This is a genomic window from Micromonospora sp. NPDC023814 (genome assembly GCF_040639595.1).
In the GTDB taxonomy this organism is placed as follows: domain Bacteria; phylum Actinomycetota; class Actinomycetes; order Mycobacteriales; family Micromonosporaceae; genus Micromonospora.
In genome coordinates, this window is record NZ_JBFAAF010000014.1 from 14,232 (window position 1) to 32,062 (window position 17,831).

General features: G+C 72.9%; 18 protein-coding genes. 7 read left to right on the forward strand and 11 right to left on the reverse strand.

From position 1 onward, the window contains the following. Positions 1 to 20: 20 nt before the first annotated feature. Both AB0G14_RS10255 and AB0G14_RS10260 read right to left on the reverse strand, forming a co-directional pair. Complete coding sequence (locus AB0G14_RS10255) at positions 21 to 1,289, reverse strand: cupin domain-containing protein (protein ID WP_357695763.1); 1,269 nt, start codon at positions 1,287 to 1,289, stop codon at positions 21 to 23. A 9-nt stretch (positions 1,290 to 1,298) separates the two neighbouring features. Further along, complete coding sequence (locus AB0G14_RS10260) at positions 1,299 to 1,649, reverse strand: hypothetical protein (protein ID WP_357695765.1); 351 nt, start codon at positions 1,647 to 1,649, stop codon at positions 1,299 to 1,301. Between the two features lie 257 nt (positions 1,650 to 1,906). Between AB0G14_RS10260 and AB0G14_RS10265 the strand changes: the two genes are divergently transcribed. Beyond that, positions 1,907 to 2,653: a PIG-L deacetylase family protein gene (locus AB0G14_RS10265; protein ID WP_357695767.1), complete on the forward strand. Its 747-nt coding sequence runs from the start codon at positions 1,907 to 1,909 to the stop codon at positions 2,651 to 2,653. 112 nt (positions 2,654 to 2,765) lie between these two features. Here the strand turns inward: AB0G14_RS10265 and AB0G14_RS10270 are convergent, their stop codons facing one another. The 9 genes from AB0G14_RS10270 to AB0G14_RS10310 all read right to left on the reverse strand — a co-directional run bounded on the left by AB0G14_RS10270 (position 2,766) and on the right by AB0G14_RS10310 (position 11,296). Continuing rightward, positions 2,766 to 3,194: a DUF2267 domain-containing protein gene (locus AB0G14_RS10270; protein ID WP_357695769.1), complete on the reverse strand. Its 429-nt coding sequence runs from the start codon at positions 3,192 to 3,194 to the stop codon at positions 2,766 to 2,768. 304 nt (positions 3,195 to 3,498) lie between these two features. Then, complete coding sequence (locus AB0G14_RS10275; protein WP_357695771.1) at positions 3,499 to 4,371, reverse strand: DUF72 domain-containing protein; 873 nt, start codon at positions 4,369 to 4,371, stop codon at positions 3,499 to 3,501. Between the two features lie 44 nt (positions 4,372 to 4,415). Beyond that, complete coding sequence (locus AB0G14_RS10280; RefSeq protein WP_350704414.1) at positions 4,416 to 4,814, reverse strand: TraR/DksA C4-type zinc finger protein; 399 nt, start codon at positions 4,812 to 4,814, stop codon at positions 4,416 to 4,418. Between the two features lie 161 nt (positions 4,815 to 4,975). Beyond that, positions 4,976 to 5,614, reverse strand: a complete 639-nt coding sequence (locus AB0G14_RS10285) for a uridine kinase (protein ID WP_357695773.1) — start codon at positions 5,612 to 5,614, stop codon at positions 4,976 to 4,978. A gap of 126 nt (positions 5,615 to 5,740) precedes the next feature. Beyond that, a complete protein-coding gene (locus AB0G14_RS10290; protein WP_357695775.1) occupies positions 5,741 to 6,346 on the reverse strand; it encodes a winged helix-turn-helix domain-containing protein in 606 nt (201 codons plus the stop codon). A 473-nt stretch (positions 6,347 to 6,819) separates the two neighbouring features. Beyond that, entirely contained in the window at positions 6,820 to 7,320 is a 501-nt protein-coding gene (locus AB0G14_RS10295; RefSeq protein WP_357695777.1) for a hypothetical protein, read from the reverse strand. Between the two features lie 285 nt (positions 7,321 to 7,605). After that, positions 7,606 to 8,877 carry a CapA family protein gene (locus AB0G14_RS10300; protein WP_357695779.1) on the reverse strand — a complete coding sequence of 424 codons (1,272 nt, stop codon included), beginning with the start codon at positions 8,875 to 8,877 and terminating at the stop codon, positions 7,606 to 7,608. Between the two features lie 53 nt (positions 8,878 to 8,930). Further along, positions 8,931 to 9,605 carry a response regulator gene (locus tag AB0G14_RS10305; RefSeq protein ID WP_357695781.1) on the reverse strand — a complete coding sequence of 225 codons (675 nt, stop codon included), beginning with the start codon at positions 9,603 to 9,605 and terminating at the stop codon, positions 8,931 to 8,933. After that, the gene (locus AB0G14_RS10310) at positions 9,602 to 11,296 is read right to left on the reverse strand and encodes an ATP-binding protein (protein ID WP_357695783.1); all 1,695 of its coding nucleotides are present in this window, start codon (positions 11,294 to 11,296) and stop codon (positions 9,602 to 9,604) included. Before AB0G14_RS10310 ends, AB0G14_RS10305 begins: the two co-directional genes overlap by 4 nt. A 99-nt stretch (positions 11,297 to 11,395) precedes the next feature. On the opposite strand from AB0G14_RS10310, the gene AB0G14_RS10315 reads away from it, so the two are divergent. From AB0G14_RS10315 to AB0G14_RS10340, 6 genes are all read left to right on the forward strand, one after another. Next, entirely contained in the window at positions 11,396 to 12,403 is a 1,008-nt protein-coding gene (locus AB0G14_RS10315) for a tripartite tricarboxylate transporter substrate binding protein (protein WP_357695785.1), read from the forward strand. 5 nt (positions 12,404 to 12,408) lie between these two features. Further along, positions 12,409 to 13,167: a tripartite tricarboxylate transporter TctB family protein gene (locus AB0G14_RS10320; protein WP_357695787.1), complete on the forward strand. Its 759-nt coding sequence runs from the start codon at positions 12,409 to 12,411 to the stop codon at positions 13,165 to 13,167. Beyond that, positions 13,167 to 14,672 carry a tripartite tricarboxylate transporter permease gene (locus tag AB0G14_RS10325; protein ID WP_357695789.1) on the forward strand — a complete coding sequence of 502 codons (1,506 nt, stop codon included), beginning with the start codon at positions 13,167 to 13,169 and terminating at the stop codon, positions 14,670 to 14,672. The genes AB0G14_RS10320 and AB0G14_RS10325 overlap by 1 nt, the downstream gene beginning before the upstream one ends. Next, a complete protein-coding gene (locus AB0G14_RS10330) occupies positions 14,669 to 15,061 on the forward strand; it encodes a universal stress protein (protein ID WP_350704433.1) in 393 nt (130 codons plus the stop codon). Before AB0G14_RS10325 ends, AB0G14_RS10330 begins: the two co-directional genes overlap by 4 nt. Before the next feature lie 50 nt (positions 15,062 to 15,111). Beyond that, positions 15,112 to 16,272 carry an MFS transporter gene (locus tag AB0G14_RS10335; protein ID WP_357695791.1) on the forward strand — a complete coding sequence of 387 codons (1,161 nt, stop codon included), beginning with the start codon at positions 15,112 to 15,114 and terminating at the stop codon, positions 16,270 to 16,272. A gap of 381 nt (positions 16,273 to 16,653) precedes the next feature. Then, a complete protein-coding gene (locus tag AB0G14_RS10340) occupies positions 16,654 to 17,718 on the forward strand; it encodes an N-acetylmuramoyl-L-alanine amidase (RefSeq protein WP_357695793.1) in 1,065 nt (354 codons plus the stop codon). Positions 17,719 to 17,831 lie beyond the last annotated feature (113 nt).

The window sequence follows — 17,831 nt, forward strand, 5'->3', positions numbered from 1 at the left end:
CCCGCGGGCGGGGCGCGGCGTCAGGCCGGGACGACGACGGCCTCCCGGAGCAGGCGGCGGGCCAGGGTGACCCGGTCGGCGTCGTCGTCGAGGCCCGGCAGGTCGCCGACCCGGGTGGCCTCGCCCGTGAGCAGGGCGCGCACCGCCGGCGCGCACGACGCGGGCAGGGTGATGGTGCGGTCGAACAGGCGCAGCGCCACCCGGTCGCCCTGCGGGGCGAGCTGCCAGCGCAGGCCGGGGCGCGGGGCGAGCGGGGTGTCGACGTCCAGCGCCGCCAGCGCGGCTGCCTGGACCAGCGGCCGGATCGGCGCCGGCCGGGCGGCCGGCCAGGCGCGCTGGCGCAGCCGGGCGGCCACCGCCGCCGGGTCGGCCCGCAGCAGCCAGTCCCGCAGCGCCTCGACGGTCTCGGTCAGCTCCGGCTCGATCGCGTCCGGGTCGGCCACGTCGGTGCCGAACGGCAGCGTGGCGCGGAGCCGCTGGTCCTCGGCCGCCAGGGCGATCAGCTCCTCGACCAGGGCGTACCGGGTCAGTGCCCGGACGCCGACGGTCAGGTGCAGCGAGCTGGATTCCTGCGCCTGCGCGCTGTGCAGCCAGCCGCGGGGCAGGTAGAGCGCGTCGCCGGGGCCGAGCACCACGTCGAGCGCGGGCGGCCCGTCGGCGGTGGCGGCGACCTCGTCGGCCCGCCCGCCCCAGGTCTGCTTCTCCAGCGGGTCGGGCAGCACCGGCGGGTGGATCCGCCAGTGCTTGCGGCCGTCGACCTGGAGGACGAAGACGTCGTGGGTGTCGTAGTGGGTGGCGAAGCCCTGGTTTCCGGCGGGGGTCAGGTAGGCGTTGACCTGCAGCGGCTGCCCGACCGCGACGCCGAGGTCGCGGGCGAAGTCGATCAGGGCCGGCCAGGTGCGGTGCAGGCCCTGCAGCACCAGGGTGGCGCCGCCGGCGTACAGCTCCAGGACCCGCTCGTCGAGGACCTGGTCGCCGATCTCGGCCCCGGCGCCGCCGCCGCCGGTGAAGCGCGCCGCCGGGACGAGTTGGCCGTCCTTGGCGATGCGCAGGAACGGGGTACGCAGGCCGCGCCGGCTGAGCAGCTCGTCGGCGTCGGCGGGGCTGAGCAGGTCGGCGAACCCGGCGGGGTTGGGCAGCTCGTCGGCGCGGGACAGCAGCGGCGTGTGCCCCCAGTGGGCGGCGGCGAACTTCGCCGGCTCGACCGACACGCAGCGGGTCAGCGCGGTCGTGGGTGCGGACGGAACCGCCGGGCGGCCGTGGCCGCCCGGCGGGACGATGTGGGTCACGGCGATCCGTCAGGAGGCGCTGCCGTCGGCGCCGCCGTCCTGCTGGCCGGGGGTGGCACCACCGTCGGCCGGGCCCTCCGCCCCGCCGTCGGCGCCGCCGTCCTGCTGGCCGGGGGTGGCACCGCCGTCCGCCGGGCCCTCCGCGCCCTTGTCGGCGCCCCGGTCCGCGCCCTTGTCCGCGCCCCGGTCCGCACCCTTGTCCGCGCCCCGGTCCGCGCCCCGGTCCGCACCCTTGTCGGCACCGCGGTCGGCACTGCCGTCGGCGCCACCGTCCTGCTGGCCGGGGGTCGCGCCGCCGTCGGCCGGACCCTCGAGGCCGCCGCCGCCGGTGGTCTGCATGTCGTCGTCGTTGAGTGCCATCGGTGCTCCCTCGGATGTGCCGCCCCGCCGTGCGCCGGGGTCCGTCGTGCAGCGGGTGGTACCCCACGCCCGATCTTCTCTAACCACACCGTAGACGCCCTTTCCCGCTCACACCGGCGGTTCGCCGTGCCGGGTGGGCGGCCAGTTCGGCGGTACGGCAGGACGGTCGAGGTAGGCGTTCACCCACGCGGGCGGCGGGTGCCGCAGCGGACCGGCACCGCCGGTGCCAGGATGGTCAGGCCGACGAGGAGGTGGCGATGACCGAGGGGCCGGGGCCGCTGGAGCCCGTGACCGAGCAGTGGCAGCGCGCGCTGGCGATCGTGGCGCACCCCGACGACCTGGAGTTCGGCGCCGCCGCCGCGGTCGCGCGCTGGACGGCGCAGGGCAAGCACGTCGTCTACTGCCTGGTCACCAGCGGCGAGGCGGGCATCGACGGGATGCCACCGGCGCAGGCCCGCCAGGTGCGCGAGCAGGAGCAGCGGGCCTCCGCCGCGCTGGTCGGGGTGGACACGGTGGAGTTCCTCGGCCTGCCCGACGGTATCCTGGAGTACGGCGTGCCGCTGCGCCGCGAGCTGGCCGCGGTGGTGCGCCGGCATCGCCCCGAAATCGTCATCACCAACAACTTCCGCGACACCTGGGACGGGGCGTACGCGCTGAACCAGGCCGACCACATCGCCACCGGGCGGGCGGTGCTGGACGCCGTCCGTGACGCCGGCAACCGCTGGGTCTTCCCGGAGCAGCTCGCCGACGGCGTCGAACCGTGGGGCGGGGTGCGCCAGGTGTGGGCGGCCTCCTCCCCGCTCGCCGCCCACGGGGTGGACGTCACCGACACCTTCGACCGGGGACTCGCCTCGCTGCGGGCGCACGACGCGTACCTGGCCGGGCTGGGCGACGGCAGCTTCGACGCCGAGGAGTTCCTCGAGGGGCTGGGTCGGCCCGCCGGCGCCCGGCTCGGCGTCCGCTACGGCGCCGCCTTCGAGGTCTTCCACTTCGACCTCTGGTAGGGCTGCCACGACGATCCTGCTCGGCACCACGGTCGAGGTGGACAACGCCTCCGCCGGAACGCGCGAGCGGCCCGCCCCACGCCGGTGGAGCGAGCCCTCGTCGGCGCGCCGGTCAGGGAATCATCCGGGCCATGTCCTTGGGCATGGTGTCCTTCACGTCCTGCCACTCGCCCTGGGTCACGTGCCGGCGCAGGGTGTCCAGCACCACCTGCACCACCCGCTCCGGGCCGCCCTCGACGTCGTACGGAAAGCGCTGCCGGACCTCCAGCAGGAAGTCGTCCCGGTTCAGCTTGACCGGCACGTCCATCGGCTTCCAGCCGTCGAAGTAGATCCCCCGCACCACCACCGGCAACTGCGCGGCGAACTCCACGCTCTCCTGCACCGGCATCCGGTCGCGCAACAGGTGCAGCACCGTGCGCATCGCGCAGTAGGACTGGTTGCGTTGCTCCTTCGGCCAGCCGTAGGCCTGCTCGATGTCCCGCAACATCTCGTTGGTCTTCTGCATCGAGGACTCGATTGCCGACTGCAACTGCTCAGCCATCTCCCCACCCCCGTACGTCGGTCTCCCACCGTCGGTCGTCGTCACGTCGCGGCGGCCCCACCGGGCCGCGCGGCTGCCGGGTCGGCCTGACCCGGTCGGCGCGCGGCACCCACCGGGCGTCGCCGGACGACCCGACGACGTGCAGCACGGCGCCGCGTCGTCGATCCGGTACCACCCGAACCGTCATCTCCAGCCACCTCCGTGGTGTCGGTTCCGCGGTCGCGGTCGACCGCACGCACCGTCCATGCTGCGCGGCGGCGGGGTGAGCGGGCCTCACCCGGACGGGATGAGACCGGGGCGCGGCTCAGCCGGCGTCGAGCAGCCCGGCGAGGGTGGCGGCGTTGGTCTGCGCATAGTCGCGGTAGCAGTTGTTCAGGAGAACGTGGGTCTGCTCGGTGGAGTCGGCCAGCTCGCGCAGCTTCGGCGCCCAGTCGCGCAGCTCCCGGTCGGAGTAGCGGTAGCCGAACTTCTCGTGGATGTCCTTGCTGGTCCACTTGTCGCTGTGCCCGTGGAAGCGGACCACCGCCAGGTCCGCGGTGGCGGCCAGCACCGGCGGCACCGACGAGCGGTGCCCCTGCGGCATGTCCACGCAGACGTACGCCAGCCGGTGCTGGCGCAGGAAGGCGAGCGTCTCGTCGGCGTTGTCGCCGGCGAACCAGGAGGCGTGCCGGAACTCGTAGACCGGGCGCAGCGGGGCGCAGCGCTTCGCCACCTCCAGGAGGTACTGCTTGTTGTCCCGGCGGATGGTGAACCAGGGCGGGAACTGGAACAGCAGCGCGCCGAGCCGGCCCGCCTCGACCAGCGGGTCCAGCGCGCTGAGGAACCGCGTCCAGACCTCCTCGTACGCCTGCGGCGGCAGGTCGTCCGGGTAGAGGTTCTTCTTCTCCGTGTCGGGCCGGAGATCCTTATAGAGGGCGTCGACCCGGGTCGGGTGCCCGGTGAGCATGCTGAACGCCTTGACGTTGAAGGTGAAGCCGGCCGGGGTGCGCTCGGCCCACAGCCGCGCCGTCCGCTCGGCGGGCGGCGAGTAGTAGGTGGCGTCCACCTCGACGAGCGGGAACTGCCGGGCGTAGTACGCCAGCCGCTTCTCCGGGGTGTCGGCGGTCTGCGGGTACCAGCCGGAGTCCAGCAGCGTGCGGTCGGTCCAGGAGGCGGTGCCCACCTTGATCTCACCCATGGGTGGAGTCCACCGCGTCCCGGACCGACCGGCAACCGCTCGCGTCAGGCCGCCCGGCGCTCCCGGTTCTGCTTGCACTGCACGCAGGTGGTGGCGGAGGGGAAGATCTCCAGCCGCTCGACCGGGATGGCCGCGGAGCAGCCCTCGCAGAAGCCGTAGGTACCCTCCTCCAGCCTGGTGAGGGCGTGCTCGTACTGGGCGCGGCGGTCGAGGATGGTCCGCAGCAGGGACTGCGCGGTGTCCCGTTCGGCCGTCTTGGTGCCGCTGTCGGCCTGGTCGTCGCCGGCGGTGTCGCCGACCTCCACCAGCCGCAGCACCTGGCTCTGCAGCACCGCCTGCTCGTACTCCGCGGACAGCTCGTCGTAGCGGGCCTGCAGGGAGCGCCGGATCTGGTCGATCTCCGCCTGGGATCGGCCCGTACCGACCTTGTCGTGGACGAGCATTGCTGCCTGCCTTTCTGGGCCTCAAGGTCCGTCGGGGCGCCGGTGCGTGCGCCCGGGCCGTGGTCTTCTGCGCGCGGGTGGATCACCCGTGCTCTGTGAGCCGGCCGAATACCCCGGCCCGCCGACGATCAAACCGGCCACTTTTCCGGACGTCGCGGCGGTCAGGAGGACACCGCGGACTCCACCAGCGCCGGGTGTCGGGGGTCGTCGGCGCGCACCACGACGTCGGCGAACGAGGCCGGGGCCACCTCGTCGGCGTACCGGGCGAAGGCGGGCAGCGTCCACCGCAGCGCCGGGTCGGTGCGCCGGGTCAGGGCCGCCGGGGAGAGCGCCAGGTGGACCGTGACGTCGAAGGGCAGGCCCCCGCCGAGCAGCAGCGCCCCGCTGACCAGCAGGACGCCCCCGGGTGGCAGGTCGACGTACGCGGCGCGGCTGGCCCGGTCGGCGCGGGCGTCCCAGAGCGAGGGCAGTACCCGCCCGGAGCCGTCCGGCCCGGCCGGGTCGAGCACCTCCCGGCGCAGCCCCGCCTCGTCGACCCACCCCTCGTAGTACGCGTCGGGGTTGGTCCGGCCGTGCTCAAGGCGGACGGAGGCGGGGCGGAGGAAGTCGTCGGCGCGCACGTGCAGCACGGGCCGGCCGAGCGCGCGCAGCGGGTCGACCAGCGCGGCGGCCAGCGCGTCCGGGCCGGCGGCGGGCGGGCCGTCGACGGCCACGCGCAGCCGCCCGGCGCTCACGGTGCCGGCGAGCCGCTCGGTCAGCTCGGTGATCAACCGGTCCGGGGTGATGGGACGGATCCGCATCCGACCATCGTGCCCCGTGGGCCGGCGGTCCCACGGGCCGGCCGGCTGCGGGGTGGGGGCCGGGCGGTCACCGCCCGGTCGCACCGGCGCGACTCCCCCCGCGAACGGGCCACTCCGGGCGCGAGGTCAGCCGCTGCGGTCGATGGTGACGCGGGCGTCGTCGGCCAGCCGGTAGCCGACGCCGTAGACGGTGGTGACCAACGGGACGTCGACACCGACCTTGCCGCGCAGGCGGCGGACGTGCACGTCGACCGTGCGCACCCCGGCGTGCTCGTAGCCCCACACCGCGTTGAGCAGCTGCAACCGGGTGAACACCCGGCGAGGGTGGGCGACCAGGTGCAGCAGCAGGTCGAACTCCAGCCGGGTCAGCGGCAACGGCTCGCCGTCGCGCAGCACGGAGCGGGACGAGGCGAGGATGTGCAGGGCGGGGATCGTGGGGGCGGTGGCCGGGCGGGACGGCGACCGCCCGGCCGGCACGGCGTCGGGCCGCCGCTCCACGGTGGCGGCCGTGATGGTGCCCTCTCCGCGTTCGAGCATCTCCCGGGCGGCCTCCAGCAGCCGACGGGCGGGTGGGGTCAGCGACTCCTCGCAGGCCAGCGGGATGTTCAGCGTCACCGTGAGCATCGGGGCGGCCGTGTTGGCGGGGCGACGCTGGCCGCCGGGGGGCCGACCGGGAACAGCGGGCTGGGACGTATGCCATCCGGCGCGCGACGAGGCGGGGCTGACCGACATGGTCCTCCTTGGCTGGTCCGGGTATCTCCCCACGGCCCGGGACGCCGCTTCATCGATGCTTCCCGGCGCCCGGGCGAGGGTCAAGGGGCGGCTACGTTGCATGAATGTGACAATTGACGAACGCATCGGAGCCGAATGCTCGCTCTGCGTACGAAGCCTGATGATTACAGCAGAGCCGTCGGGTTGACCCGATACGGGGGGTGCCCGTCCGGTTCACATCCGTCGAGGTGATATGCCCCGGCGGGGGCGAACCTGACTCACGTCGGCACTACTTGGTGGGCCGGGCACGCTCCCACGGAGGCCTGGCGCCGTCGGACGGTCGCCGGACCACGCCCGTGATGGCGCGGAATCGGAAGTCCTGACACCACGGCGGAGCGCCACAGCGCCGGCCGGAGGCAGAGGTCGAGCAGGGCGTGTCCGCGCAGAGCGGGGATCAGGACAAGTGGCCGGCGCAGTGCCTTCTCATGGCTCGGTCAGGCCTTCTCGAAGGTGATGCCCCGCCGACCGACCGACACCTGCTTCTCCACGACGCTGCCTTCCGCATTGGTGTACCAGCAGAAGAACGGCGTCGTGCCGAAGGGGAACACCGCCTGGTCGGGCATCGCGGCGTCGCACATCGCGGTGCCCAGCCGGGCGTTGTTGTTGAATGCTTCGCTGTTCCACAGCCAGTCCACGTTCATCCGGGACAGCACGCCGACCGAGGCGGTGGCGGACCAGGTCAGGTACTGGTCGGCGATCGAGGCGGTCACGTCCATCGGCACCGCGAGGTCGTCGAACTTCACCGTGCACCTCGCCGTCACGCTGCCGGTGATGAACTTCTTGTCGCAGGTCACAGACGTGTGCGCGGGCGCGCCGGCCTGATTCAGCACCTGTTGTTGCAGCTCACGCATGATTTTCGCGTGCGCTGTACCAGGAGCGCCGTAGTCCGTGGGCCTGGCAGGGCCGTCGGCGGTGTACGGGTGGGCGCTCGACACCAGCCGCCCGGGCCGGGGCGGCGCGGCCGGCGACGAGGAAGGCGCGGTCGCGGCCGTTTCGGGACCCGAGCAGGCGGCGAGGGCAAGTAGCAGCAGCGGTCCGAGGCTCGCACGGGAAGGGCGCATCTGGACAGGATATCGACAAACACCACCATGACCGGCGAGCCTGCCGCAGCGGGCCTACGGCCTTCCGTGGTACCCGGCTGGTCCGGTCAGGCGGGTGTGCGTGGCTGACCGCGTACTCGAAAGGCGCCCAGAGCCACTCGTCAGGCGCATCCGGCTCGATCATTGGTGCGGCATCCGCAGCCCGGCGGAGAAGGCATCCCGTAAGTCGACGTATCCGTTGATCCGCCGTGCGATCGCGGCGTAGTGCGCTCGACGCGGGGCGGGCACCACCGGGTCGCTCAGGGCGGCGGTCAGGTCGACGACGCGGGCCCGCGGTCGGTACTCCATCCAGGTTGGCAGCACGGTCACGCCGGTGACCTCCCACCCACCGGACGGGGTGCGGGTGAAGGTGAACTCCGGCACGACCGCGTCCTGAGTGTTTTCCGCCGAACCGTCACCGAACCGGGTGGTCAGGTTACCCATGCCGTAGGCGACCCATTTCGCGCCGACCTTCTCGAAGGGCTGCACCACGTGCGCATGGTGGCCGACGATCAGGTCGATGTCGGGCGAGGACAGCAGCCGGATCGCGAGGTCGACCTGGTCGGCGTTCGGTTCGTTCTGGTACTCGGTGCCCCAGTGCATCGACAGGATGACGATCTCCGCGCCGGCGACGCGGGCCCGCCGCGCTTCGGCGAGGATGGCGTCCGCGTCGATCAGGTTGGCCGCCCACGGTCGTCCCGGTGGCAGCGGGATGTCGTTGAAGCTCAAGGTGTACGAGAGTTGTCCGATCTTGACGCCGCCCACGTCCATGACGTTCGGGCGTTGGCTCTCCGCCGCGGTCCGGGCCGTGCCCGTGTGCCGCAGGCCCACCCGGTCGAGGTTGTCGAGAGTACGGGCGATGCCCTCGACCCCGGTGTCCAGAGAGTGGTTGGAGGCGGTGGAACAGGTGTCGAAGCCTGCCCATGCGGCGGCGTCGGCCAGTGCCGGAGGCACGCTGAAGTTGGGCCAGCCGGTGAACGGGCCGGTTGGCTCGGCGAGAGGCGTCTCCATGTGGCAGATGGCCAGATCGGCGGCGCTCACGCGGGCGCGGACCGCGGCGAGCACCTGGGTGAAGTCGTGGCCGTCGCGTCCGGCTCGGCGCGCATCGGCGGCTGCCTGCTCGGTGAGCGCGGGGTGTACGAGCAGGTCACCGGCCGCCACCACGGTGAGTGAATTTCGGGGTTTGGGGCTGGCGGCGGCGGAGCTGGGCGGCGGTTCGCTTGTCGGCTTCCTCTCCGGCGCGTCGCAGCCGGACGCCAGAACAGCGATCACCAGTACAGCCGCAGCCGACATTCTCCTCATATCAGCACATAATGCCGATGTTCCGGACAGAGCGTTGGGAGAGAGGAAAACGTCCTTCCCGGGAGGAAGGGCCAGATGTCGGCATCGTCCTGGGACGATCGCGGCGAGCACGCCAGGCGCGTCCCCGGGGGCGCCAGGTGTCTGCGGCTCCGAGCCGTCGGTCGTCAGGAGACCCAGATGTAGCGACGCTCCGGGCGGCCGGCGGAGCCGTACCGGAGGCTGACCTCCGCCCGTCCGGTGTCGGCGAAGTGTTCCAGGTAGCGACGGGCGCTGACCCGGGAGATGCCCACCGCGTTGGCGCACTCGGCGGCGGAGAGCGTCCCGGAGTGCCCCCGCAGGGCGCGCTCCACCAGCTCGGCGGTCTCCCCACTGAGGCCCCGGGGCAGCGCGGAGGTGGCGATGTGCGCGCCGCTGCGGGACAGCACCCGGTCCACGTCGGTCTGGTCGCTGACCACGGTGGCGCGCAGCGAGTTGCGCCGGGCGGCGTACTGCTCCAGCCGGGTCCGCAGCTCGTCGAAGCCGAACGGCTTGAGCAGGTAGTTGACCGCGCCGTAACGGACGGCCCGACGCACCGCCTCGGCCTCCCGGGCCGCGCTGATCACCAGCACGTCGCAGTCGTGCCGGGCGGCCCGCAGCCGGGTCACCACGTCCAGGCCGAACATGTCCGGCAGGTAGAGGTCGAGCAGCACCAGGTCGGGGCGGAACTCGTCGACGGCGGCGATCGCCTCCTCGCCCGTGCTGGCCGTGCCCACCACCCGGAAGCCGTCGATACGCTCGACGAAACCGCGGTGGATCCGGGCCACCATGAAGTCGTCGTCGACCACCAGTACGTCGATCACCGGCTCGCCTCCACTGCCCCGGTCACCGACATCCGGGCCGTGAACATCGCACCCTCCTCGGTGTTCGCCACCGCCACCTCGCCGCCACGGCGGTGGCAGACCAGCCGGGTGAGCGCCAGTCCGATGCCCCGTTCGCCACCGCGCGCCGCCTTGGTGGTGAACCCGTGCGTGAAGACCTCCTGGGCCAGTTGCGGGGCCACCCCCGGGCCGGAGTCGCGGACCACGATCTCCACCGAGGAGGCGTCCTGGCGTAGTTCGACCTCCACCCAGGCCGGCCCGTCCGGGACGTCGCCGCCGTCCGCTCCGGCGCCGTCCGGGCTGCCGGACGGCACCGGGGTCCGGGTCTCCCGGCCGCCGGCGACGGCCTCCACGGCGTTGTCGACCAGGTTGCCCAGGACCGTCGCGACGTCCGCGGCGACCGCCGGCTCCAACCGGTCGAGGCCGGTCCGCTCGGAGATCCGCAGCTCCACCCGGCGCTCGGCGGCCAGCGCCGACTTCGCCATCAGCAGGGCCGCCACCGCCGTGTCCTGGATCCGGCTGGTGACGGTGAGGTCGAGGGAGGCCCGGTGCCGGCTCAGCGCGTCGACGTACCGGACCACCTCGTCGTGCTCGCCGATCTGGATCAGCCCGGAGATGGTGTGCAGCTGGTTGGCGAACTCGTGGGTCTGGGCGCGCAGCAGCTCGGTGGTGCTGCGGAAGGAGCCGATCTCCTGCTCCAGGCGGGCCAGTTCGGTGCGGTCCCGCAGGGTGGTCACCGAACCGAGCCGACGGCCGTCCTTGCTGACCGTCATCCGGTTCATCACCAGCACCCGGCCGGCGCGCACCACCACCTCGTCCCGGGCCTGCGGCTCGTGGTCGGCGCCGGCCAGCACGTCGCGCAGCCGGCCGGAGATCCTCAGGTCGGCGAGGGTGCGGCCGAGGCAGTGCTCGGGCAGGTCGAGCAGCCGCCGGCCGACCGCGTTGACCAGGGTGACTCGCTGCTGCGGGTCCAGCGCGATCACCCCCTCGGCGATGCCGTGCAGCAGCGCCTCCCGGTGCTCGGCCAGGCCGGCGATCTCCCGGGGCTCCAGGCCCAGGGTCTGTCGCTTGATCCGGCGGGCCAGGAGCCAGGAGCCGACGACCCCGAGCAGGCTGGCAATGCCCAGGTAGGTGAAGAGGTACGACGAGGCGCCCACCAGGCGCTGGGACCATCCGGGCGACGCCTCCCCGATCATCACCACGCCGAGATGCCGCCCGAGGTTGTCCTTGCGGTCGCCGAGCACCGGCACCTGGGCGACCAGCTCCCGCGAGTCGCCGACCGCCAGCTCGCCGGACCAGCTCCGGCCCCGTGCCACCGCGGGGTCGCCGAGCACGAGCGGGCTGCCCACCAGCGTCGGGTCGGTGGAGCTGACCACCCGGCCCCGGGCGTCGGCCACGGTCACCGAGGTCACGCCGGACTGGGTCAGCGCGTTCTGCACCAGCGGGGCGACGAGTTCCGCCGGCGCCGGCTGGTTGATCCGCTCGCGCAGCAGCCGGTTGCCGGCGAGCTGCTCGCCGAGGGCGGCCACCCGCCGCCCCTCCACCCGGTTGAAGGTGGCGGCGGACTGGGCCAGCGAGACGGCGGCCACCGCCACCAGCACGACCACGATGATCGCGAGCTGGAGCACGAGCAACTGCCCGGCCAACGTACGGCGGGGGGTGACCGTGACCACAAAGACCTCAACTTCCGCTGGTGACAGAACGCAGACGTGGGGTTCGCCCGGGGGCCATCATCTTGCCGCCGGACTCCTTCGAAACGGAAGAGAAACATGATGGCAACTCGGAGAAAACTGCTGGTCATGGGCGCCGCGGTCGCCACGGCGCTGGCGCTGGGCGCCTGCGGTGCCACCGCGGACAAGAACGAGGGCGGGTCCGGCGGCGACGGTGGACCCGCCACCGGACTGCGGATCATGGTGCCGAACACTCCCGGCGGCGGGTACGACACCACCGCTCGCACCGCGGCCAAGGTGATGGAGGACGCCAAGATCGCCACCGGGGTGCAGGTCTTCAACCTGCCGGGCGCGGGCGGCACCGTCGGCCTGCAGCGCATGGTGAACGAGAAGGGCAACGGCAAGCTCGCCATGCAGATGGGGCTGGGCGTGGTCGGTGCCTCGTACACCTCGAAGTCGTCGGCGACGCTCACCCAGACCACCCCGCTGGCCAAGATGATCGAGGAGGCCGGCGCCATCGTGGTGCCGAAGGACTCGCCGTACAAGACCATCGGCGACCTCGTCGCGGCGTGGAAGGCCAACCCCAAGGGCATCGCGGTCGGCGGCGGCTCGTCTCCCGGCGGCCCGGACCACCTGCTGCCGATGCAGCTCGCCAAGGCCGTCGGCATCGACCCCCGCCAGGTCAACTTCGTCTCGTACGACGGCGGCGGCGAGCTGCTGCCGGCCGTGCTCGGCGGCAAGGTCGCCTTCGGCGCCAGCGGCTTCGGCGAGTTCCTCGACCAGGTCGAGGCCGGTCAGATCCGGGTCCTCGCGGTCACCAGCGCGGCCCCGATCGACGCGCTCAAGGACGTGCCGACGCTGAAGTCGTCCGGCATCGACCTCGTCTTCACCAACTGGCGGGGCATCGTCGCGCCGCCCGGCATCAGCGACGCCGACAAGAAGGTCTGGATCGACGCGCTGACGAAGATGCACGAATCGGACGAGTGGAAGGCCGAGCTGACCAAGCGGGGCTGGACCGACGCCTTCGTCACCGGCGACCAGTTCGCCACCTTCCTCACCGAGCAGGACAAGTCGGTGGCGGACCTGCTCGCGCAGCTCGGACTGGCGTGACCGGCATGACCACCCGACCGGAGCGGGGCGGCGACCCGCCGTCCCGCCCGGGCGCCGCCGACGGACCGGTCACCGCGCCGGTGCCGGGCCAGCCGACCGGTCCGGACCCGGCCACGGCGGGCGGGACGCCGACGGTTCCCGGCCCGGACGTGGCGCCCGTGCCCGCGGCGGGCCGGCTGGGCGCGGCGCGTACGCCGGTCGGGCCGGCGGAGCCCTCGGCCGTGCCGGGCGGTCCCGCCCCGGCCGACGCGGAGGTCGAGGCGGGACCGGCGGCGACGCCGCGCCGCGACCGGGCCCAGTACGCGGTCTGCGCCTTCCTCGCCCTCGTCGGCGCGCTGGTCCTCGTCGACGCGGCCCGCACCGGGCACGCGATCAGCACCGCCGACCCGATCGGCCCGAAGCCGATGCCGATCCTGCTCGGGGTGCTGCTGCTGATCGTCGCCGCCATCTACGCGGTGGACGTGGCCCGTGGCGGCGCCGGGGAGCCGGAGGCCGGCGAGGACGTCGACCTGACCACGCCGATCGACTGGCGGACGGTGCTGCTGCTCATCGGCGCGTTCGGAGTCAACGCGGTGCTCATCGACCGGCTGGGCTGGGTGATCAGCGGGACGCTGCTGTTCTGGGGTTCGGCGTTCGCGCTGGGCAACCGGCACCACGTGCGCAACCTGCTGATCTCCGTCGCGCTGTCGTTGATCACCTTCTACACGTTCGCCATCGGGCTCGGCGTGAACCTGCCCGCGGGCGTGCTGCAAGGGATCCTGTGATGGACAACCTCGGAAACCTGCTCGACGGGTTCGCCAACGTGGTGACCCCGATGAACCTGCTGATCGCGCTGCTCGGGGTCACCATCGGCACCGCCGTCGGCGTGCTGCCCGGGATCGGCCCGGCGATGACGGTGGCGCTGCTGCTGCCGGTCACCTACGGGATGGAGCCCACCCAGGCGTTCATCATGTTCGCCGGCATCTTCTACGGCGGCATGTACGGCGGCTCGACCACCTCGATCCTGTTGAACACCCCGGGCGAGTCGTCCTCCGTGATCACCGCGATCGAGGGCAACAAGATGGCGAAGGCGGGCCGGGCCGCGCAGGCTCTCGCCACCGCCGCGATCGGCTCGTTCGTCGCCGGCACCATCGCCACCCTGCTGCTGGTGGTGGTGACCCCGCCGGTCGTGCAGTTCGCGATCAGCCTCGGCGCGCCCGACTACTTCGCGCTGATGCTGCTGTCGTTCGTGGCGGTCACCGCGGTGCTCGGCGCGTCCCGGGTACGCGGCTTCGCCTCGCTGCTGATCGGCCTGGTCATCGGCACCGTCGGGATCGACGCGGTCAGCGGTCAGCAGCGGCTCACCCTGGGGATTCCGCAGCTCGCCGACGGCATCGACGTGGTCGTGGTGGCGGTCGGCATCTTCGCCGTCGGCGAGGCGCTCTGGATCGCCGCGCACCTGCGCCGCCGCGCCGCCGAGGTGATCCCGGTCGGACGGCCGTGGATGGGGAAGCAGGACTGGAAACGGTCCTGGAAGCCGTGGCTGCGCGGCACCGCCTACGGGTTCCCGTTCGGCGCGCTGCCGGCCGGCGGGGCGGAGATCCCGACATTCCTGTCGTACGCCACCGAGAAGAAGCTGACGAGGCACCCGGAGGAGTTCGGCCGGGGCGCGATCGAGGGCGTCGCCGGGCCGGAGGCGGCCAACAACGCCTCCGCCGCCGGCACGCTGGTGCCGATGCTGGCCATCGGCCTGCCCACCAACGCCACCGCCGCGGTGATGCTGGCCGCCTTCCAGCAGTACGGCATCCAGCCCGGCCCGCTGCTCTTCGAGCGGGAATCGGGCCTGGTGTGGACGTTGATCGCCAGCCTCTTCGTGGGCAACCTGCTGCTGCTGGTGCTCAACCTGCCGCTCGCGCCCGCCTGGGCGCGGCTGCTGCGGATCCCCCGCCCGTACCTCTACGCCGGGATCCTCTTCTTCGCCTCGATGGGCGCGTACGCCGTCAACGCCCAGCCGTTCGACCTGTTCCTGCTGCTCACCCTCGGCCTGCTCGGCTTCGGCATGCGTCGCTTCGGGCTGCCGATCCTGCCGCTGATCGTCGGGGTGATCCTCGGCCCGCGCGCCGAGTTGCAGGGCCGGCGGGCGTTGCAGCTCTCCGGCGGCGAGCTGCACGGCCTCATCGGCGGCTGGGTCTCCTGGACGATCTACGCCGTGGTCCTGGTGGTGCTGCTCTGGCCGGTGCTCGGCCGCTTCGTCGTTCGACCTGTTCGGGAAAGGCTGGTGGCCCGATGACGGTGCTGGTGGGGTACGTCCCCTCGGCCCTGGGTGAGGCGGCCCTGCGGGCCGCCGTGGAGCAGGCCCGGTTCCGCGACGAGCCGGTGCTGGTGGTGAACACGTCACGCGGCGACGCCTACGTCGACCCGCGCTTCGCCCAGGAGGACGACCTGGCCCGGGTGGTGCGGGAGTTGACCGCCGAGGGGGTGCCGCACACTGTCCGCCAGCTGATGCGCGGGCGGGACGCGGCCGAGGAGATCGCGGAGATCGTCGATACGGAGGAGATCTCGCTGGTGGTGATCGGCATCCGGCACCGCACCCCGGTGGGCAAGCTGATCATGGGTTCGACCGCACAGGAGATCCTGCTCCGGGTGCCCTGCCCGGTGCTCGCGGTGAAGGCCGACTGAGTGGAGTGCCCACCGCGGTTCATGGGGACCCCGGGCTGACCGGGGTCCCCGTGCGTACCCAGACGGGCCTGCTGCTCGCCCACACCGTCGTGGTGCAGGCGGTCACCTTCATGCTGCGCCCGGCGTCCGCGTACCGGGCGCTGGACCTGGACGTGCCGGCGGCCTGGCTCGGCGTACTCGGGGCCAGCTTCGCCGTCGTGCCGCTGGTGCTCGCGGTCCCCTCCGGTCAGGCGGTCGACCGGTTCGGCGAACGCCGGATCGTGCTGGCCGGCTCGGGTCTGCTCGCCGCCGCCGGCGCCTGCTTCGTGCTGTTCGCCGACTCGGTCGCCGGCCTGGTCGTGGCCAGCATGGTCCTCGGCACCGGCCACCTCTTCGCGGTGGTCGGCCAACAGGCGCTGGTCGCCAACCGCACGGCGGCGGACCGGTACGACACGGCGTTCGGCTACTACACCTTCGCCGCCTCGCTCGGCCAGGCGTTCGGTCCCGGCCTCATCGTGGCCTTCGGCGGTGACCGCCCGATCCCGGACACCGGGGCGATCTTCCTCGGCGCCACCGCGCTCACCCTGCCCCTGCTGGTCGCCGCCGCGTTCCTCCGCCCGTCAGCGCACCACCGGCAGGCCGCGGGGCCGGCCGCCGGTGGGCTGGGCGGCCTGCTCCGCCAGCCGGGTCTGGTGCGTGCCCTCGCGGTCAGTTGCGTCGTCCTGGCGGCGGTCGACATCACCCTGGTCTACCTGCCCGCCCTCGGCGCCGAGCGGGGCATCGCCGCCGGCACCATCGGCGTGCTGCTGGGGTTACGGGCGGTCGCGTCGATGGCCTCGCGGCTGCTGCTCGGCCGACTGGTCGCCGCCGTCGGTCGGCGCCGGCTGCTCGTCGGCACCGTCGCGATCTCCGCCGTCGGTCTCGGTCTGCTGCTGCCGCCCCTGCCGCTGTGGGCGATGGCCGTGGTGGTCACGGTCTCCGGGTTGGGCCTGGGCGCCGGGCAACCGCTGACCATGTCGTTCCTGGCCGAGGCCGCGCCGCCCGGGCTGCGCGGCCGGGCGATGTCCCTGCGCCTCACCGGCAACCGGCTCGGCCAGGTGCTCATCCCGAGCGCCGCCGGTGCGCTCGCCGCCGGCGCCGGGGCGGCGGGCGTGCTCGCCTGCACCGCCGCCGGCCTGGCCGGCGCCGCCGTCGCCGCGACCGGCCTGCACCGGCCACTCCTGGAAACCTGATCGCGGGGTGGGGGACTCGGACCTGACGTGGACACCTGGACGACCACCGGCGGCGAGCATGTCTGCGAGCCCAAATGGGCGCCTTTCAAGATCAGGATACGAACACGTAAACGTCCTTCCCGGATAGATCGACGCTGGTTACAGTCTCCGCCGTGAGGCTTCCGTGGACTCCACGCGCATTGCCGGCGGCGGCAGCTGAGGTTGCCGCCGTGTCGGCCAGGCGCGCATGCCACCGCTAGACGCGGCCCCTCAACGACGTGGCGTCATCGCGCATGCTCACGTACGCGAGGTTCGCCGGGCGGAGGCAGACAGCGCCAGACCGGCGCCGTGGTGGGCGCCTCGCACTCCCCCGTTGCCCACCCCTCTATCCGAGAGGCACCCATGCTCAGCAACACCCCCCTGCGGCGCCGTACCCTGTTGGCCGCCGCGGCCGGCGCCGTGTTCGCGCCCGTCGTCGCCGGCCAGGCCCGGGCCGCGATCCCCCGCGTCTACATCGACCCGGGGCACGGCGGCACCGACCCCGGCGCGGTCGGGAACGGACTGCAGGAGAAGGCACTCACCCTCGACATCGCCCTGCAACTGCGCAGCATCCTGCTGGCCAACTGGAGCGTCGACGTGCGGATGTCACGGACGACCGACGTCACCCGTAGCCTCACCTACCGCACCGACGACGCCAACGCGTGGGGCGCCGACCTGTTCGTAAGCGTCCACATCAACTCGGGCGGCGGCACCGGCTTCGAAAGCTACCGATACCCGACGGCGGATTCGGCTACCGTCAACCTGCACAACGCACTGCACTCGAGGGTCCTCTCGGGCATGCGGTCGATCGGCGGGGTCGCCGACCGGGGCCAGCGGACGGCCAACTTCCACGTACTCCGCGAGACCACCATGCCGGCGGTCCTCACCGAGAACCTGTTCATCGACACCGTTGCCGACGCGAACCTGCTCAAGCGGGCCGACTTCATCACCGCCACCGCCCGCGGGCACGCCCAGGGCATCGCGCAGTACCTGGGGCTCGGCAGCACTCCCCCGCCCGCCTACAGCACCATCGTGGACAACGCCACCGCGGGTCGCTTCAGCGCGAGCGCCAACTGGGGCACCTCGACCTACTCGGCACAGCGGTACGGGGCCGACTATCGGTACGCCAACCCGGTGTCCGCGAGCGACGCCGCATGGTTCAAGGTCAGCATTCCGCAGTCCGGCAACTACCGCATCGAGGTGCGGCACCCGGCGGACCCCGGCTACAACAGCGCGACGCCGTACGTGATCGTCACCGCGGCGGGAAACCAGACGGTGTACGTGGACCAGCACACCAACGGCGGTGCCTGGCGTTCGATCGGCACCTTCAACCTCGCTGCCGGCGACCGCAACCTGGTCGGTGTGAGCCGTTGGAGCAGCGCAAGCGGATACGTGATCGCCGACGCGGTACGGGTCACCCGAGTCTGAGTCGCCGGCCTCGGCGTTGAGTGGGAGGGCGCGGCCCGTGCAGGGTCACGCTCCGCGCCCTCCCTGGCGGAGTGCGGTGCCGGCGTGGCCAACGTGGGCGGTCGGACCAGGTA

Excerpts from the sequence above, each read along its gene's own strand:
- AB0G14_RS10260 (WP_357695765.1), bottom strand. The coding sequence starts at position 1,649 with ATGGCACTCAACGACGACGACATGCAGACCACCGGCGGCGGCGGCCTC.
- AB0G14_RS10265 (WP_357695767.1), top strand. The coding sequence starts at position 1,907 with ATGACCGAGGGGCCGGGGCCGCTGGAGCCCGTGACCGAGCAGTGGCAG.
- AB0G14_RS10270 (WP_357695769.1), bottom strand. The coding sequence starts at position 3,194 with ATGGCTGAGCAGTTGCAGTCGGCAATCGAGTCCTCGATGCAGAAGACC.
- AB0G14_RS10275 (WP_357695771.1), bottom strand. The coding sequence starts at position 4,371 with ATGGGTGAGATCAAGGTGGGCACCGCCTCCTGGACCGACCGCACGCTG.
- AB0G14_RS10280 (WP_350704414.1), bottom strand. The coding sequence starts at position 4,814 with ATGCTCGTCCACGACAAGGTCGGTACGGGCCGATCCCAGGCGGAGATC.
- AB0G14_RS10285 (WP_357695773.1), bottom strand. The coding sequence starts at position 5,614 with ATGCGGATCCGTCCCATCACCCCGGACCGGTTGATCACCGAGCTGACC.
- AB0G14_RS10290 (WP_357695775.1), bottom strand. The coding sequence starts at position 6,346 with ATGTCGGTCAGCCCCGCCTCGTCGCGCGCCGGATGGCATACGTCCCAG.
- AB0G14_RS10315 (WP_357695785.1), top strand. The coding sequence starts at position 11,396 with ATGGCAACTCGGAGAAAACTGCTGGTCATGGGCGCCGCGGTCGCCACG.
- AB0G14_RS10320 (WP_357695787.1), top strand. The coding sequence starts at position 12,409 with ATGACCACCCGACCGGAGCGGGGCGGCGACCCGCCGTCCCGCCCGGGC.
- AB0G14_RS10325 (WP_357695789.1), top strand. The coding sequence starts at position 13,167 with ATGGACAACCTCGGAAACCTGCTCGACGGGTTCGCCAACGTGGTGACC.
- AB0G14_RS10330 (WP_350704433.1), top strand. The coding sequence starts at position 14,669 with ATGACGGTGCTGGTGGGGTACGTCCCCTCGGCCCTGGGTGAGGCGGCC.
- AB0G14_RS10340 (WP_357695793.1), top strand. The coding sequence starts at position 16,654 with ATGCTCAGCAACACCCCCCTGCGGCGCCGTACCCTGTTGGCCGCCGCG.